The organism is Sorangium sp. So ce448 (assembly GCF_051520915.1).
Classification (GTDB): Bacteria; Myxococcota_A; Polyangia; order Polyangiales; family Polyangiaceae; genus Sorangium; species Sorangium cellulosum_B.
Genome location: NZ_CP150343.1, coordinates 662,473 through 676,998 on the forward strand (window position 1 = coordinate 662,473; position 14,526 = coordinate 676,998).

Consider the following 14,526-nt stretch of genomic DNA (forward strand, 5'->3'; position numbering starts at 1 on the left):
CGTACCGGCCGGTGCCAGCAGGCGTCCAGGAGCCGCTGGTACCGCACCGGGGGCGACATTTCCTACCGTCGAGGGCGACGAGGCTGGCACCGCGCCCTGTCGCCGGGATCGGACGCTCGCGGACACAGGCCGGACAGGGCCGGCGGCGCGGGCTCATGGTAGCCTCCGGCGCGAGATGCCGGCCCGCGATCCCCTGCGTGAGCACGTCCGCAAGGCGCTGGCCAGCGACGGCTGGACGATCACGCATGATCCGCTCCGCCTGCGCTGGCCAAGGAAGGACGTTTACGTCGACCTCGGCGCGGAGCGCTTCATCGGGGCGGAGAAGGGGCGGACGCGCATCGCGGTCGAGGTCACGAGCTTCACCGGCCCATCACCGATCGACGCGCTCGAGAAGGCCCTCGGGCAGTTCACGCTGTACCATGACATCCTCAGAGCGCGTGGAGCCCGATCGCGAGCTCTACCTCGCCGTGAGCGACACGGCATACGGCGACATCTTCGAGGACGCGCTGGGGGAGATCCTCCTCGACAACAGAAGGATGAAGCTGCTCGTGTTCAACGCCGAGACGGAGGCCATTGAACGATGGACACCCGAACCGCCGACCGCGAAGTGATCGAGAAGGCGCTCTCCGAGTACGCCGCCATCCCGTACGCCCACGGGGACGTGGCGACACAAACGGTGTTCGATCGGGAGTCGGACCACTACCTGCTCATGATCGTCGGCCGCGAGAAGCGCCGCCGCGTCCATGGCTGCCTCGTCCACATCGATCGGATCGGCGACGAGATCTGGATTCAGGCGGACGGCACCGAGCGCGGAATGGCGCCGGCGCTGGTCCGCGGCGGCATCCCGGCGGAGCGGATCCTGCTCGCGTTCTCCTCGGACGGACCCTATCGGTATTCCGACATCCTCGCTGCGTGAGCGCGGCAAGCGCTGCCTGGGAGACGCCGCGAGGACGAACTGTTGATGCCGCATCCATTTCGCGACAGCCGAGTCGCCATGTCACAGACGATCGCGGCGGCGCGCCAGGATCTTCTCCACGGCGGTGAGCGGCGGTCCCTCCGGCATCGCTCCTTGGGTCCCGGCTTGGTGCGCTCCCCCCGCGGTACGGTAGCGGACGGCTACTCCAGGACGGCGGCGTAGCGCCCGCTGGGCGTGACGATGACGTGGGCCTGGAGCGGGACGTTCAGCGCGTAGGAGAGATCGCGCAGCTCCTCGGTCATCGCGTGGTCCTCCGCGGTCGGCGTCGGATCGCCGCTCGGGTGGTTGTGGGCCAGGACGAAGCCGACGGCCGCCATGTCCAGCGCCGCGCGCAGGATGGTCGAGCGGCCTGCGTGGAGGGCGTCGTCGACGCCGCGGGCGAGCATGCGCGTCTCGCGCACGCGGCCGTGGCTGTCGAGCGCCGCGATCCACAGCTCCTCGTGGACGAGGGGCGCGAGCCTCGGCCCGAAGTACCGCGCCACGCGCGCGGCGTCGGTGAGGCGCGCACCTCGGCGAGCCCGCGCGGCGTGGGCGCGGCGGCCGAGCTCGAAGGCCGCCGCGAGCCGCGTCGCGTCGAGCAGCGCGATCTGGGTTCGTTCGGCGATGGCCGCCGGAGAGAGGCGACCGAGGGACGGCAGGGCGGCCGCGCCAAGGATGCGCGCCCCTACGGCCGGGATGCCGAGCACCATCTCGATCAGGCCGGCCTCGGTCGCGGTCGGGATCTCGGGCGCCGTCTCGGCGGGGGCGTCGACGGGTGCGCCGCTCATCGGGGCCACCTCCGAGCGCGGGTGAGCGAGCGGGCGAAGAGGCGGCGAGCGAGGCGGAGCCGCGTGGCCACCGTCGGCCGCGGGATCGCGAGCGCCGCCGCGATCTCGCGCGTCGTCAGGCCGGCGGCGGTGAGCGCCAGGACCTCGCGGAGCTCTGCGCGGAGACGGAGGAAGGCACGGAGCAGCCCGCGCGCGACGATGCGCTCCTCCGGCGAGGGAGCTGCGAGGGGAGCGAGCCGATCGGGATCGACCGCGGGCACCTCGTGCCGGCGGTACGCCTTGTCGCGGTGGTGCGACGCCTGCGGCAGGGCGACCGCGGCCAGCCAGGCGCGCAACGCGTCGCCCGGCGGCTGATCAGGGGACGGCCGGAAGCGCCCAGTGCGCATGCTGCGAAAGGCGCCGAGCACGGTCTCCTGCGTGACGTCGTCGAGATCCGCGGCGCGGACGCCGCGGGCGCGCAGCGCGCTGCGGATGAGCGGGCGCTGTTCGAGGAGCGCGGTGGGGTCGAGGTAGACGGCGGGGTGAGGGGGCTGGTGACGGAGGGGTTTGGTCGGGCGGGCGAGCCGGCTGAGAGCAGCGGGACGGGGACGGCGACGGGAGGACGGATCGATCTCTTGGCCCTGGTCAGAGCGTAGACGTACGGTTTCCATGTCGGACCTCGTGGAAGCGGGGTTCGGCCACGCCGCCCGGGGTGTTAGCAGCACCCGCGGGCGGCACTTTTGTGGTCTCGCCACGTTACGAACTGACAGCCGGCAGGTCAATAAAATCCGATCTGCTGGATCGTTATTCTGAAGCCGGCGCGGGAGTACGCGAAGGGCGTGCGAACGCTCACGCTCGATACCCTCCTGCTCTACATCGCGGCGAACCTGCGGCGGCTACGCCAGCAGCGCGGCATCACGCAGGAGCAGCTCGCGGAAGCGGCCGGGATCGAGCTGCGGACGATGCAGGCGATCGAGGTTGGGCGGCAGAGCATGAGCCTCGGCACGCTCGTCAGGCTCGCGAACGCGCTCGATGTGTCCCCTGGGGTTCTTCTCCGCAGCGCCGCGATGCCCGAGATCAAGCGAGGTCGGCCGCGCAAACGTCCCGCCGGCACCTGACAGTCAATCCCCAGTGTCCGCACCTCGACAGCCCGCGGCCATCCGCGCCCTTCTCCACCTGGCGCATCGCCGGCGCGTGCGTTGTTGCGGCTTCGGACGCCGTCCCGCGTGGTGGAGAACTCGGCGAACTGCGGCAACCTGAACAGCCCCGTCGCTGACCGGCCGGGAGGTTGCAGGGGCACTCCTTCGCTTCGGAGGGGTGGGGCAGTAAGGACCCGCTCGCGCCTTCGTCCGGTGTAGAGACCGCACGGTCCTGCGCTGGCCTCCTTGACAGGATGGGGCAGCCGTCGGCTACGCTACCTTTCCACGATGCGTGGGGACGGCACGTGGGGGTGGGATCGGAGTTCAAGGCGCTCCACGCGGAAGCGGCGGTCAGCGGTCGAGAGGACTGATCACGCCGAGAGGACCGCAGTCGACGATGTGGGTGTAGATCATCGTGGTCCGTACATCCTTGTAGCCGAGCAATGTTTGGATCGTCCGGATGTCGGTGCCCGCCTCGAGCAGGTGGGTCGCGAAGCTGTGGCGGAGGATGTGGCATGTCGCGCGCTTGGTGAGCCCCGCCGCCCGTCCGGCATCGTGCACGGCCCTTTGCACCGCCGATTCGTGCAGGTGGTAGAGGACCTGTCGACCCGTCGCAGGATCGGTGCAAGGGCGAGAGGCGGGGAAGAGGTACTGCCAGGCGAGGCTCGTGGCTGCTCCTGGCATCTTCGCCCGCAGCGCGTGGGGCAGGTCGACCTCGCCGCGGCCAACCGCGAGCTCCTTCTTGTGCCGTTGCGCCACGGCGTCGAGCTGGGCCTGCAGCTCGTCGCGCGCCCGAGCGGGGAGCAAGGCCGGCCGGTCGTGCTGTCCTTTCCCGCGGCGCACCATGATTTGCCGTCGATCGAGGTCGACGTCTTTGACGCGACTCGAAAGCGCTTCGAGGAGGCGGAGGCCGCTTTCGTAGAGGAGCTCGCCGATGAGTCGAAAAGGTGGGATCGGGTGCTCGAGCAAGGTGAGCGCGTCCTGTCGCGAGAGGACCGTGGGCAGGTGCGCCGGCCGGCGGGCACGCTCGAGCGCTTCGAGCCGGGGTATCTGCAGGTCGAGGAAACGTCTGTAAAGGAAGAGCAGCGCGCACAGCGCTTGGTTCTGCGTGGACGCCGCGGTGCGGCGCGCGACCGCAAGATCGTTGAGGAAGGCCGTGACCTCTTCCGCGCCCATCTGCCGTGGGTGCTTGCCGTGATGGAAGCGGATGAACTGCCGGATCCAGTGGACATACGCCTCTTCGGTACGCGGAGAGTAATGCAGGCGTCGTATGGTGGCGCGTACGGCTTCGACGAGGGTCATGGGGATGGTTCCGAGTGGTCGGGGCCGGTTCGTCGGACCCGCATTGACCCTTATCGGCGCAGGGCGGGCGCGAGTTGTGGCGGCCAGCAGACATTTGGGATGCACATCAGTCGCCCGAGGCAATCAATCACGGGCACGTATCTTGCTCCGCGACACACCGTCGCCGTCCGAAGCCCCTCAACGGCAATATGTAGTTGTGCTGCGGCGGCCTATCTCCGGAGATGCGCAGATAGCCCGCGGAAGATCGCGACCTATCCGCGGGAATATCTAGATATGCTGCGGGGTGCCGCGACTCATCCGCGAGAACACGGTGATCGGGCACCAGGGTTCGCAGCCTACATGCAAAAACGCGAAGATGTGTCGCGCGGCACAGATGATTGCGACGTTGGGCGGGCGGTCACTGGCGCCAAGGCGGAGCAGAGACGGCGCCTACGGCCACGGGCAGCGGCGCCTGCAGGCCGCGGCCGCGACCGGCGGACGCCAAGCTGGACCGTCAGCTTCGAGGACGCGGAGGCCATTCAACGTGGCTCTTCCATCTGGGGACCGGGCGCGCTATCGTAAGGCGATCGGTATTGCTGTGCCAGTGATGCGAACGCAGGAGCGCGCACCCTATTTCGAGCCTTTACGATGACAACCACGACCGATCTTCTCGCCCGCGGGTACCTGCCGAAAGAGTTGCCTCCCCCGTTCACCTCAGCCTCCTTGGCGGCGCACTTCCGGACACTTCCCGCAAGTTTGGCTCGGGACTCGTACGCCCTTCGCTACTCGTACTCAAAATACGCGTCAGTGCGCCGCGCACTCTCCATCCCCAATCCCGTCCACTTTGTCGCCCTGGCAGATGCCATTAGCTCCAACTGGGCTGCGCTTTATGGACATTGTCAGACGTCGCCCCTTTCTTGGACGAAGCCTAAAGCGGACTCGGTTCGCGCGATCACGTGGGAGACGCCGCTAGAACATATCCCCCAACTCCGCGCGGAGTATCGTGTCGGAGCCCGATACGTTCTTCAGGGAGATGTGTCGGCCTGCTACGCTAGTATGTATACACACGCTATTCCGTGGGCACTTCACACAAAGGCGATCGCTAAGTCAGATCGTAGCACGAAGAAATCCGCAACCGGTGGGCCTCCTCTCCTCGGGAACGTACTCGACGAGGCGAGCCGAAACATTCAATCAGGACAAACCGTCGGCATCCCGATCGGCCCCGACACGTCACTCCCGCTTGGTGAGGCGATTCTCACCGAAGTAGACAAGATCGTGGTCGGAAGGCTCGGCTCGTCCGTGCTCGGGTTTCGATTCGTCGATGACTATGAGTTTGTCTTCGATACATTCGCCGAGGCTGAGCAGGCGCGGAATGTTCTACAAGATTCTCTGGCCGAGTATGAGCTGCAACTCAACCCACGAAAAACTCGGATCATTGAGCTACCCGGCACGCTTGACACTCCGTGGGCTCAAGATTTGGCTGCCTTTTCACTCGGCTCAAAGAGTCAGAGCGTACTCCAGTCTCAGCTCATCAGGTATTTTAGCAGGACGTTTGACCTTGCCAACGCATTCCCTGGGGATCCGGTGCTGAAGTATGCGGTAAGGCGCCTCTCCGATGTCGACACAAAATCCGCATCGTCGGTTCTTCAGCAACTGCTTTTCCAAGCAGCTGTGGCGGATCCGGGCACGCTTCAGACGGCTCTCTACATCGCCTACCAGCATAAGCGCGCGGGGCTTCCTGTTGCTACGTCATCGCTGACTCGTGCTCTCAGCGCGATCCTTGGCAGGCATTCCGCGCTGCAGCATGGCGGTGACATTGCCTGGGCACTCTGGGGCGCAATTGTCTTTGGGGTCCGACTCGGGGAGCCAGTTGTTGCGGCGTTGGAGAAGGTCACCGACCCCATCGGCGTACTCATGACGCTATTTGCCGAGAGCAAATCTGTGTTCTCGCGCCCACTTCAGAAGGCTCTATGGGCTCCTATGGCCCATGCGAGCGAGCTCTTTGAACCTCGTTGGCTCGTGGCGTACGAAGCTTTCGGACATGGGTGGCTTCCCGCTGTGACAGTCGATCCGGCCGCATCAGATCCGTTCTTCGCAAGTGCCCGGAGCAAGGGAGTACGCTTCGTCGATCCAGCAACCCCACTCGAGATTCCTGAACCTTCGCCCGGAGGGAAGTATGACTAGCGGCCGCTCGTTCGCTATTGTGCACCACGAGCCGCCCAACGGAACATGCCGTCGAGGTAAGATCCGAACGCACCATTTTGCGAGCCTGTGAGCGTTCCTTATGCCGCTAGATCTCCCCTCCTTCGCTGACAAGCTTCGTCGGCTTCGCGACATGTTTGGCGAGACGAGCGCCGAGTTGGCACGCACAACTGGAGTCTCTGAGGCACGAATCGGCGCCCTTGAAGCTGCAGCGGCGATGCCAACGGGGGATGAGATCCTCATTCTTGCCGATCATTATAAACTTGAGGATTACCGATTTCTGATTTCGAACGAACAGCAGACGGCCCTGGAGCGAACTGAGAAGCTCTTTCGCGCATATGCCTCAGAGCTGTCGACAAGTGATCGTTGGGCGATTCAAGAATTCCTGTTTCTTTGCGAGAATGAGTCGTTCTTGCTCCACGAACTCGGACGGCCACCGCGAGTTCGGTTTGCCTTCGTACCCAAAGGAACCTATTTCAAGGCGCATGGCGATGAGGCAGCTGAACGCCTGCGGCGCGCGCTGGGCCATAACGCAAACGAAGTCCCCGACGTGTTTCACGACTTGCGGGCGCTCGGGTTCCACGTCTTCCGACGGCGCTTGGACAACGAGAATATCTCGGGGATATTTATTGATCATCCAACAGCGGGCCCCAGCGTCCTCGTAAACTACTCCGAGGATGTATACCGACAGCGGTTTACGGCAGCGCACGAAGCGGCTCATGCGATTTTTGATCGCGACCAAGAATATGTCGTTTCCTTCGTGCCGTCATCGTCACGCTGGTCACACGACCGTCTTCGCGAAGTGCGCGCTGACACCTTTGCTGCGGCGTTTCTCGTGTCGCCGACACTCCTCCGACGAGTTGACGGCGAGACCCTGACGGAGGATATATTTTTGGATCTTGCTGACCGATTGAAGGTCAACGTCGAGCCACTTCGCCGTGCCCTGGTGCGGGACGGGCGTCTGACCGACGCTGCAGCCATGAAATTTAAAGGCCTTCGTATCCCGCGAAATGCGAAGAATGACCCCGAGTTGCCGTCGTCGCTTACGCCGAAGCAGCGAACTCGCAAAGTGCGATTGCTACAGCAAGGGCTTTCCTCATATTATGTCGATCTTTGCTTCGAGGCATGTCAGCGGGGAGTCGTTACCAGATCCCGTGCGGCCGAAATGATGATGCTTAACGAGGCTGAGATGAGTGATCTGCAGCAGCTATTTCAAGGTGTCGGCCAATGATTGAGCGCCGACCTGACCAAGTTGTCGCGCACGTAGTTGTAGATACGTGCGCAGTCTGGAACCTGCTGTCCTCGCAGAGGCTTTACGGTGTGTGCAAGGCGGTTGGGTTTCACTTCGCTCTGGCGGGATACTGTGTCTACGAGTGCCTTCACAAGCCGCGCAAGAACCCGACGATTGGTGATGCGGAACTTTGTGCACGTTTGGCGGATGCGCGTGGACGCGGTCAGTTCGGGGATCACCCCCTTGCCGTCGAAGATCTACAAGAGATTGACGTGCTTCGCGAGCGGAAGCGACTCGGAAAGGGCGAGCTTGCTACCATCGCCCTCGCAAAGCGGCTTAACATTGGCGCGCAAACGGATGACGACCGCGGCGAGAAGTTGGCGGTGGAGGTACTCTCGCTCGCGCGCGTTCAGACGACCCCTCACGTACTCGGGTGGCTCTTTTTTCATGGGCATCTGCGGGACCATGAGCTGAACACAATTGTCGAAGAGCACGAGAACGTCGGTAGGAACATGGGCAGAAGGTTTCGAAGCGCTTACGAGCGCGCTCTTTACGCCCGGTTGCTAGCGGCGGGGAGGTCGACCTGATCGCGCCCAGCCGCCCAACTCAGCGATGGATCCGACGCCGTCCAAGGTGGGCCGCAGGCCCACCTTGGACGGCGCGGCTCATCGCCAGTCGTTGGGCAGAGAAGCAGCCATCAAGATCCGGAGCGCTGGTACTCGACGGCGATCGATACGCAAGCGAACACCTGATCCCTGGTCGATGCAGAATATTTGTGATGGAGCGAACATGAACAGCGAAGCGCGTGCTGACGTCCTGCTTGTGACTGCGACCAAAGTGGAGACCAGAGCGGTTCTGGACGCCTTCGGGGTGACCGGCCAGGAGGCCAATCCTCAAAGCATCAACGGTCGCGTCTACTTCGACCTTGGGACCATCAACGGGGCCAGCATCCGGCTGACGCAATGCGAGATGGGTCCCAGCGGTCTGGGCGGCGCACAGCAGACTATCGGGAAGGGCATTGATGCGCTCTTGCCTGCGGCCGTGATCATGGTCGGAATTGCATTTGGCGTCGACGAGCGTAAACAGGCTTACGGAGATATCCTGATCACCGAGCAGTTGCGCCCATACGACCTCCAGCGCGTGGGCACGGATGGCGACGGGTCGATCAAGATCATCCTCCGCGACGACAAGCCCCACGCTTCGCCGTGGCTGCTGAATCTGTTCAGAAGTGCAGAGGTCACTTGGGAGGGCGCTCGCCTGCGCTTCGGCACCGTTCTCACGGGCGCCAAGCTGATCGACAACATCGACTTCCGCGATCAATTGGCCAAATTTGAGCCTGAGGCGATCGGCGGAGAAATGGAAGGGGGCGGGCTGTATGTTGCTTGTCATGATAAGAAGATTGATTGGATTTTGGTGAAGTCGATTTGCGATTTTGCCGATGGGCAGAAAGCGAAAGACAAGGACGAACGCCAAGCGATGGCCGCGAAGAATGCGGCATCCTTCGTTCGCCACGCCCTCGCATTTGCCAAGGTTGACTGGCAATCTCACGCGCCGCGCGCGCCGCTTCCGGCCGGGTTCGTGATGAAGCCTGCGGAGGCGCGACCCGATGCCTCGGCCATCATTGCGCGCATTCACTCTGGCCAGGTGCCCCTGTCTGCGTGCATCGCCGATGTTCTTGTCTTCGCGATCGCTGCTGGCGACACGGAGTTGAAGACTCTCTGCGAGCGCGAATTGATCGGCTACCGAGGTGCGGGAACCCCACCTGACCGAGGCAGGGTCAGCATCGTGCCCCGCTCTGAGGATGTGGAGCACCGGGCTATCGAGTTCTTCGTGTCGCTCGGGGCTGAGGTCAACATCGACTTCTTCGGCTCCGGGCAGCGCGCCATCGCTTGGATGAGGAGTCAGCCGGAGGACTTCCCGGTCTGCAAGTTCGTCTATCCTGAGCCGATCGCAACCATCGAACAGAGCGCGAAGGAGGCCTCCGCTAAGGCTCTGATCTCCCTCCGGATGCTCGCGTCTACGCTTTTCCCCAAGGCGAAGCTTCCTGATGCTGTTCTGATGTGCTATGCGCAGGGCGACGCGTACGAGCAGGTTCTTTCGCGAACTCGCACGTTGATCACCAAGAAACTCCTTCGCCATGTTCAAACGAAGGCTTGACTTGCGAGTACCGCCCAACAAGGCAATGCGGGCGACGGTGCGCGGAGCCTCGCTCCGCTCGGCACCGCGCCCCGCGGCTGATTGCCAAGCCGTTAGGCGCCCCTCTGTCGCAACCGACGAGCCCCATGCGCCAGAAGCAGAACTGACATCCCAAGAAACCCCCAGCCAAGCACAGGGGCCAGGCGATTGTCTCTCCGCCAAGCCTGGTCCACATCCTGATGGCTGCGCACGAGTTCGTCGCCGACGCGGATCTCGTATACCGGAAAGAACTTCTCCTTCGAGAAGACCGGTCCGACGGTATTTGACGCGTCGTACAGAATCGTGACCACCCTTTGATGGGCTTCGCCGATGGCCTTCTCGACGGCGCCCACCGCTTTCGCTTTGCCGAGGTACGTGAACCGTCTTCCATCCTGCAACGTGAAATGGACGTCGTGGTGGACCGTCTCGTGGGAAGTAACCAGTCCGCTCGCAGAGGTGAGGCGGTCGCGTTACGGAATGCCCTTTTCCGGATCGATCTTGGTAAGCATGAAGAACGACAGCGCCAGCCCCATGATGGCCGTCAGGAACACACTCGCCAGGCCCGGTTGTCGTCGCACCGCGCCAATGTACTCATGAACGTTCGAGCCGGCCACCTAACGAGCCGCTGAACCTGACACCGGGCCGCGCCGGGGTTGTTTCGACCGACGTGCCTTCGGCACATCAGTCTGCTGGCGTCAGTCCTCCGCAAGCGGGTCGTGGCATCCTTGGGACCCGGTGCAGGTTAGCGCCGGTGTTCGGCGCCAGAGCGTGTAGCCGACGGTTGTTGTCGCCCAACACCTGATGCGGGGCGGGAACGCCGCGGGGCAAAGCGACGTCGTCGCCGATGTCACCGCGCCGCGCCACGGAGTCGCCGGCCGGCGACGGTCGTGGTAGCGCTGCTCCTGATGGCGAAGGGCAACCGCACGGCGACGACGCGCGAGGTTCGATCCTCGCAGCGACAGCGGCGCGTTCGCGTCTACACCGCCTGGCACCCGGTGCTCGTCGCGCTCCTGGAGCACGTGCTCCCCGAGGGCTGGTACCAGTGCATCTCGGAGTTCCAGCTCGCCCGCGAGCCGCTCCGCGTCGACATCGTCATCCTCCGTCGCAGCCGTCGCGGAGCCCCACCCAGGCCGCACCTGCTCACGAGCGTGGTGGGCGAGCTGGCCGAGCACACGCTCGTGCACTTCAAGGGGCCGACCGACGAGCTCGAGCGCGACGACGCGCGCATGCTCCTCGCGTACGCGCTCCAGTACCTCGTGGTCGCCGAGATCGAAGCTCCCGCCGCGGTCGCCCTCCGCGTGCTCGCGCCCCGCCTGACCCCGCGCTTCACCGAGGCGCTGATGTCGCTCGGCTGCACGCTCACACCGACCGGGCCGGGCACGCACGAGGGGCGGCTCGGTGTCTTCCCGCTGCGGGTGGTGGAGACGGTGCCCGCCAACGCTCGCGAGGGCGAGCATCTGCTGTACACTGTGACCCCTGGGATGGTCGCTGACCCCGGCGGCATCCCGGCGCTCTCCCCGGCGGAGGTCGCGGTGTTCTGGGCGCTCCTGGAGCATGTCGAGCAAGTTCGACACCCCCTCCCGGGGCAGAGGAAGCGGCACATGAAGGACGAAAAGCGGGTCGTCGAGAGCTTCGAGCAGGCGCTGGCACGCCTCGTTGCGCGGCTGCCGCCCGAGCAGCGCCTCGCGGGGCTCGCCCCGGAGCAGGTGCTGCAGGCGTACGCGCCCGAGCAGCGCCTCGCGGGGCTCGCCCCGGAGCAGGTGCTGCAGGCGTACGCGCCCGAGCAGCGCCTCGCGGGGCTCGCCCCCGAGCAGCGCCTCGCCGGGCTCACCGAGGCGCAGGCGGTGCTCGCGTTGCCGGACGCGATGCTCCGTGCGTTGTCGGAGGAGTACCTCGCGACGCTGCCCCGCCAAACGCAAGCGGCGATTCAGAAGCGCCTCGGGGCGGCATCGGGGCGGCAGCCCGCGCGCCGACGAAAGACGCGCAGCCCTTCGAGATGACGACGGGAGAACGCAAGCCGCGGTGGTGGTCGCGTGATTCGTTCTTCCTGACCGGGCGCCGAACAAGCCAATACGGCTGCCGGTTCGGGCAACCGCGCTTCGCGCGGCAGCCCGCCCCGCAGCAGATTGGCGAGGCGTTCGGCCCGCGCTTGACCTCGGGCATGTCCCAGCAGGCGTTGATGCCAGCGGCGCGCGCCTCGTTCCCGAGCTGCGTGGCGTAGGTCACGATGGAGTTGCGGAGCACCATCGCCATCTCCCGGTTGCGCAACCCGCGGATGCCGAGCAGGTGGCGCCCGCTCACCTCGTCGAGCAGCGCGCTGCCTTCGCGCAGGATGTCCTCGGTGAGGCCGACGAGCGAAAGACGGGTCTGGTGCTGCTGGGCGAGCCGGAGCAGCATGGCGAGATCGCTGGTCTCCTCGGTGAGCGTGCCGCTCGTGTTCACGTCGGCGAACTGCTCGGCGACGTCCGGCTCGAACGCGAACGCCTGGTCGGCGAACGCCTTGAGGCGCGCGCGCCAGGGCCGGCTCGCCTTGATCACCTGGCCGATGGGCCGCACCTGATAGGCGCCGGTGCGCTTGCCCTCGCCGAACCGGAGGTTCGCCGTGTCGAGGAGCTGGATGGCGCCGCGGAGCAGCGCGCGACGCTCGGGGCCATAGGCGTTGCTCGCGAGGTGCGCCTCGTGCTGGACGACGGCCAGATAGCGGTCCCGGAGCTCCGTGAGGGGGGTCGAGACGGGTTGGCTCGGCTCCATGACCTCGCGGACGATGCGGTCCATCTCGGGACGCGCGGTGTCGAGGAGGGCCTGGAACTCAACGGGGGTACCGACCGCGCGGGTCCCCTTCTCGTTGCCGCGGGCGACGGCGACGGGGCGCGGCTCGAAGTGGTAATGCGCCGGCAGAGCCTGCAGCGTGGGGGGGAACCGGATCGCGTCGCCGTGACGCTCGACGACGGCGCTCTTGAAGCTGTCCGGGCGGGGGCGGCGAAGAGTCCCCATCGGGTGCAGCAAAGCGAACAATGCAGGATTCTGTCTGGACGAAATCCTTGGGCGAGCGGCTGTGGTGCCCGGCCTCCGTCGGCGCTCCACAGACCGCAAGGGGTAGGCCGTCACTGCCGAGCGCATGGCGGCTGACACGGCGGCGCGCGACGACGCGAGCTCGTCCCGAAATGTGCCTCGGCCTCGGCCGCGACGGCGATGTCGTTGAGGAGCGCGACGACACCCGCCGCAAACGTTGCGGCGACGGCGCCAGTCGTTTATGTCTGGAAGGGGGCCTTCCTCGGGTGGCCGGTGCTTGTCGGACGCGTTGAGAGGCCCTTCGCGACGCACGCCAAGGTCCGGAGTGTCGTCCCCCGCGAGGAGATTTTCTCATGAGGCGCCATGAATTGGGGAACTGGATGGCTGCCTGGATCACCCGGACGGCGGTTCGAACGGCACCCATGGTCATCGCCGCTGCTGGCGCGGCGCTCGCTCTCGCGGGCTGCACGTTCGGCGATGACCCGCAGAAAGCTCAGCCCGTCGTCGGGAACTGGTTCGATCAGAACTGCATCCCCGTGGAGTGCTTGTTCGAATGTTGTCAGGGGTGGAATTATGATAAAGATCCGATCCTCCACGGAGGAAATTGGTATGGCCCTCGGTGCGAGGAAATCCGGATAAAAAATGCTGCCTATTCGGAATACGCTTATCTAATGTTGCTGGAGCAGAATTGGTGCACTGAGGATTTTACCTTCTTCGAGTCGGGGTACTGCGCGGTCGTTAATCCCCCCGACGTCATCAAAGAGTTCGGGCCCGATGGACAGCCCGTGTATGCGGGGTTGAGCTTCTTGGTCTGCCCGCCGCGGGGACAGCCAGCGGCGCAGCCCATGGAGGACGTGGAGCTCATCCCCGAGGAGTGAGGGGGGTCGTGGTGGTCCTGCCTGCGCGCATCCTCGCGATCGCCATCATCGTCGCCTCCGCCTTTATCCGACCCTCGAAGGTGTTCGCTCACGCGGGCCCCTGCGCGGCCCCCGAGCCCTTCAACGGGTTCTGGGGCGTTGGGCAGCTCCAAGTGAGACAACGCGTGGCGGGAGTTCCGATCCTCGCCACGACGCGCTTTTCGTACAGGCAGATACGATACTCTCCCTGCGCCGGCGGGGTGCCCGTGTTCCCTCTCGGGATCGGCGAAGCGAGCATGAGCGTGGGGGTACCTCTCTTCGACAACCGGCGCGGCGGGTGGCTGCTGCAAATGGCCGCCAAGGGGCAGGGCTCGCAGAGGCCGAGCGAACCCCTGAGCGGTGTCATCACCGGCGCACCCGCCACCGCGGGTCACATCAACCTTTGGGGGACCGCGCTGCCGTTGATCCAGCTCACGGGGGCGGCGTCGGCGGCCATCATGCCGCAGTCCTCAGACGTTCCCCTGTCGATTGCGTATCTCGGCGGTGTGCGGTTCTATGCTATTCATGGCAAGCACGCGCAAGCGAATCTGGGGATCATGGTCGGCGGCAAGAATGCTGTCGCCAACGCCGTCCCCTCGCTCGCGGTCCGGGGCAGCGACCTGGCGATATGGGGTCATAAAGTCGCGATCGGATTGGAGCTCCGCTCACCCATCGAGTTCTCCGGGGGCCCGATACCCGTTCGGTGGCGCCTCTGGGGCGCCTTGACCTTCGCGCTCGACAAGCTGGACGATGGGAGGAGCGACCACGCGCGCGACACGCAAACGCCCTGGTCTTCCTTCGACCTGGTCCGTTCGCCCATCGAAGCCCCACCCACCCAGACGGTCTGGGAGATGACGTTATGAACGCG

General features: G+C 65.2%; 15 protein-coding genes and 1 pseudogene. 11 read left to right on the plus strand and 5 right to left on the minus strand.

The features are described 5' to 3' along the window. Positions 1 to 175: 175 nt before the first annotated feature. From WMF45_RS02515 to WMF45_RS02525, 3 genes and pseudogenes are all read left to right on the plus strand, one after another. Positions 176 to 370, plus strand: a pseudogene (locus tag WMF45_RS02515) (element excision factor XisH family protein); the annotation flags it as partial. A gap of 49 nt (positions 371 to 419) precedes the next feature. Beyond that, positions 420 to 611 (plus strand): element excision factor XisH family protein, encoded by a 192-nt coding sequence (locus WMF45_RS02520; protein WP_437715366.1) that lies wholly within the window; start codon positions 420 to 422, stop codon positions 609 to 611. Next, the gene (locus WMF45_RS02525; protein WP_437715367.1) at positions 581 to 916 is read left to right on the plus strand and encodes a XisI protein; all 336 of its coding nucleotides are present in this window, start codon (positions 581 to 583) and stop codon (positions 914 to 916) included. Before WMF45_RS02520 ends, WMF45_RS02525 begins: the two co-directional genes overlap by 31 nt. Positions 917 to 1,116: 200 nt before the next feature. Here the strand turns inward: WMF45_RS02525 and WMF45_RS02530 are convergent, their stop codons facing one another. Continuing rightward, complete coding sequence (locus WMF45_RS02530; RefSeq protein WP_437715368.1) at positions 1,117 to 1,743, minus strand: JAB domain-containing protein; 627 nt, start codon at positions 1,741 to 1,743, stop codon at positions 1,117 to 1,119. Next, a complete protein-coding gene (locus WMF45_RS02535; RefSeq protein WP_437715369.1) occupies positions 1,740 to 2,393 on the minus strand; it encodes a sigma-70 family RNA polymerase sigma factor in 654 nt (217 codons plus the stop codon). Before WMF45_RS02535 ends, WMF45_RS02530 begins: the two co-directional genes overlap by 4 nt. A 168-nt stretch (positions 2,394 to 2,561) precedes the next feature. Here WMF45_RS02535 and WMF45_RS02540 point away from each other — a divergent pair, with 168 nt between their 5' ends. Next, positions 2,562 to 2,840, plus strand: coding sequence for a helix-turn-helix domain-containing protein (locus WMF45_RS02540; RefSeq protein ID WP_012233090.1), 279 nt, complete (start codon positions 2,562 to 2,564; stop codon positions 2,838 to 2,840). A gap of 372 nt (positions 2,841 to 3,212) precedes the next feature. On the opposite strand, the gene WMF45_RS02545 is transcribed toward WMF45_RS02540, so the two are convergent. Further along, positions 3,213 to 4,163, minus strand: coding sequence for an integron integrase (locus WMF45_RS02545; protein ID WP_437719482.1), 951 nt, complete (start codon positions 4,161 to 4,163; stop codon positions 3,213 to 3,215). Positions 4,164 to 5,198: 1,035 nt separating this feature from the next. On the opposite strand from WMF45_RS02545, the gene WMF45_RS02550 reads away from it, so the two are divergent. The 4 genes from WMF45_RS02550 (at position 5,199) to WMF45_RS02565 (ending at position 9,732) form a co-directional block, all read left to right on the plus strand. Then, positions 5,199 to 6,326 (plus strand): RNA-directed DNA polymerase, encoded by a 1,128-nt coding sequence (locus tag WMF45_RS02550; protein WP_437715370.1) that lies wholly within the window; start codon positions 5,199 to 5,201, stop codon positions 6,324 to 6,326. A gap of 100 nt (positions 6,327 to 6,426) precedes the next feature. After that, positions 6,427 to 7,575, plus strand: coding sequence for a helix-turn-helix domain-containing protein (locus WMF45_RS02555; protein WP_437715371.1), 1,149 nt, complete (start codon positions 6,427 to 6,429; stop codon positions 7,573 to 7,575). A gap of 272 nt (positions 7,576 to 7,847) precedes the next feature. Next, positions 7,848 to 8,162, plus strand: coding sequence for a hypothetical protein (locus tag WMF45_RS02560; RefSeq protein ID WP_437715372.1), 315 nt, complete (start codon positions 7,848 to 7,850; stop codon positions 8,160 to 8,162). Positions 8,163 to 8,364: 202 nt separating this feature from the next. Continuing rightward, positions 8,365 to 9,732 (plus strand): phosphorylase family protein, encoded by a 1,368-nt coding sequence (locus WMF45_RS02565; RefSeq protein ID WP_437715373.1) that lies wholly within the window; start codon positions 8,365 to 8,367, stop codon positions 9,730 to 9,732. A 92-nt stretch (positions 9,733 to 9,824) separates the two neighbouring features. Here the strand turns inward: WMF45_RS02565 and WMF45_RS02570 are convergent, their stop codons facing one another. Next, positions 9,825 to 10,103: a hypothetical protein gene (locus WMF45_RS02570; protein ID WP_437715374.1), complete on the minus strand. Its 279-nt coding sequence runs from the start codon at positions 10,101 to 10,103 to the stop codon at positions 9,825 to 9,827. 117 nt (positions 10,104 to 10,220) lie between these two features. Continuing rightward, entirely contained in the window at positions 10,221 to 10,364 is a 144-nt protein-coding gene (locus WMF45_RS02575) for a hypothetical protein (protein WP_437715375.1), read from the minus strand. Positions 10,365 to 10,655: 291 nt separating this feature from the next. On the opposite strand from WMF45_RS02575, the gene WMF45_RS02580 reads away from it, so the two are divergent. The 3 genes from WMF45_RS02580 (at position 10,656) to WMF45_RS02590 (ending at position 14,521) form a co-directional block, all read left to right on the plus strand. Continuing rightward, positions 10,656 to 11,750 carry a hypothetical protein gene (locus WMF45_RS02580; RefSeq protein ID WP_437715376.1) on the plus strand — a complete coding sequence of 365 codons (1,095 nt, stop codon included), beginning with the start codon at positions 10,656 to 10,658 and terminating at the stop codon, positions 11,748 to 11,750. Positions 11,751 to 13,142: 1,392 nt separating this feature from the next. Continuing rightward, entirely contained in the window at positions 13,143 to 13,640 is a 498-nt protein-coding gene (locus WMF45_RS02585) for a hypothetical protein (RefSeq protein WP_437715377.1), read from the plus strand. Between the two features lie 8 nt (positions 13,641 to 13,648). Next, positions 13,649 to 14,521: a hypothetical protein gene (locus tag WMF45_RS02590; RefSeq protein WP_437715378.1), complete on the plus strand. Its 873-nt coding sequence runs from the start codon at positions 13,649 to 13,651 to the stop codon at positions 14,519 to 14,521. The last annotated feature ends 5 nt before the right edge of the window (positions 14,522 to 14,526 follow it).

Coding starts and splice junctions, on each gene's coding strand:
- WMF45_RS02545 (WP_437719482.1), bottom strand. CDS start 4,163: ATGACCCTCGTCGAAGCCGTACGCGCCACCATACGACGCCTGCATTAC.
- WMF45_RS02565 (WP_437715373.1), top strand. CDS start 8,365: ATGAACAGCGAAGCGCGTGCTGACGTCCTGCTTGTGACTGCGACCAAA.
- WMF45_RS02585 (WP_437715377.1), top strand. CDS start 13,143: ATGGCTGCCTGGATCACCCGGACGGCGGTTCGAACGGCACCCATGGTC.
- WMF45_RS02530 (WP_437715368.1), bottom strand. CDS start 1,743: ATGAGCGGCGCACCCGTCGACGCCCCCGCCGAGACGGCGCCCGAGATC.
- WMF45_RS02580 (WP_437715376.1), top strand. CDS start 10,656: ATGGCGAAGGGCAACCGCACGGCGACGACGCGCGAGGTTCGATCCTCG.
- WMF45_RS02550 (WP_437715370.1), top strand. CDS start 5,199: ATGTATACACACGCTATTCCGTGGGCACTTCACACAAAGGCGATCGCT.
- WMF45_RS02525 (WP_437715367.1), top strand. CDS start 581: ATGGACACCCGAACCGCCGACCGCGAAGTGATCGAGAAGGCGCTCTCC.
- WMF45_RS02520 (WP_437715366.1), top strand. CDS start 420: ATGACATCCTCAGAGCGCGTGGAGCCCGATCGCGAGCTCTACCTCGCC.
- WMF45_RS02535 (WP_437715369.1), bottom strand. CDS start 2,393: ATGGAAACCGTACGTCTACGCTCTGACCAGGGCCAAGAGATCGATCCG.
- WMF45_RS02555 (WP_437715371.1), top strand. CDS start 6,427: ATGCCGCTAGATCTCCCCTCCTTCGCTGACAAGCTTCGTCGGCTTCGC.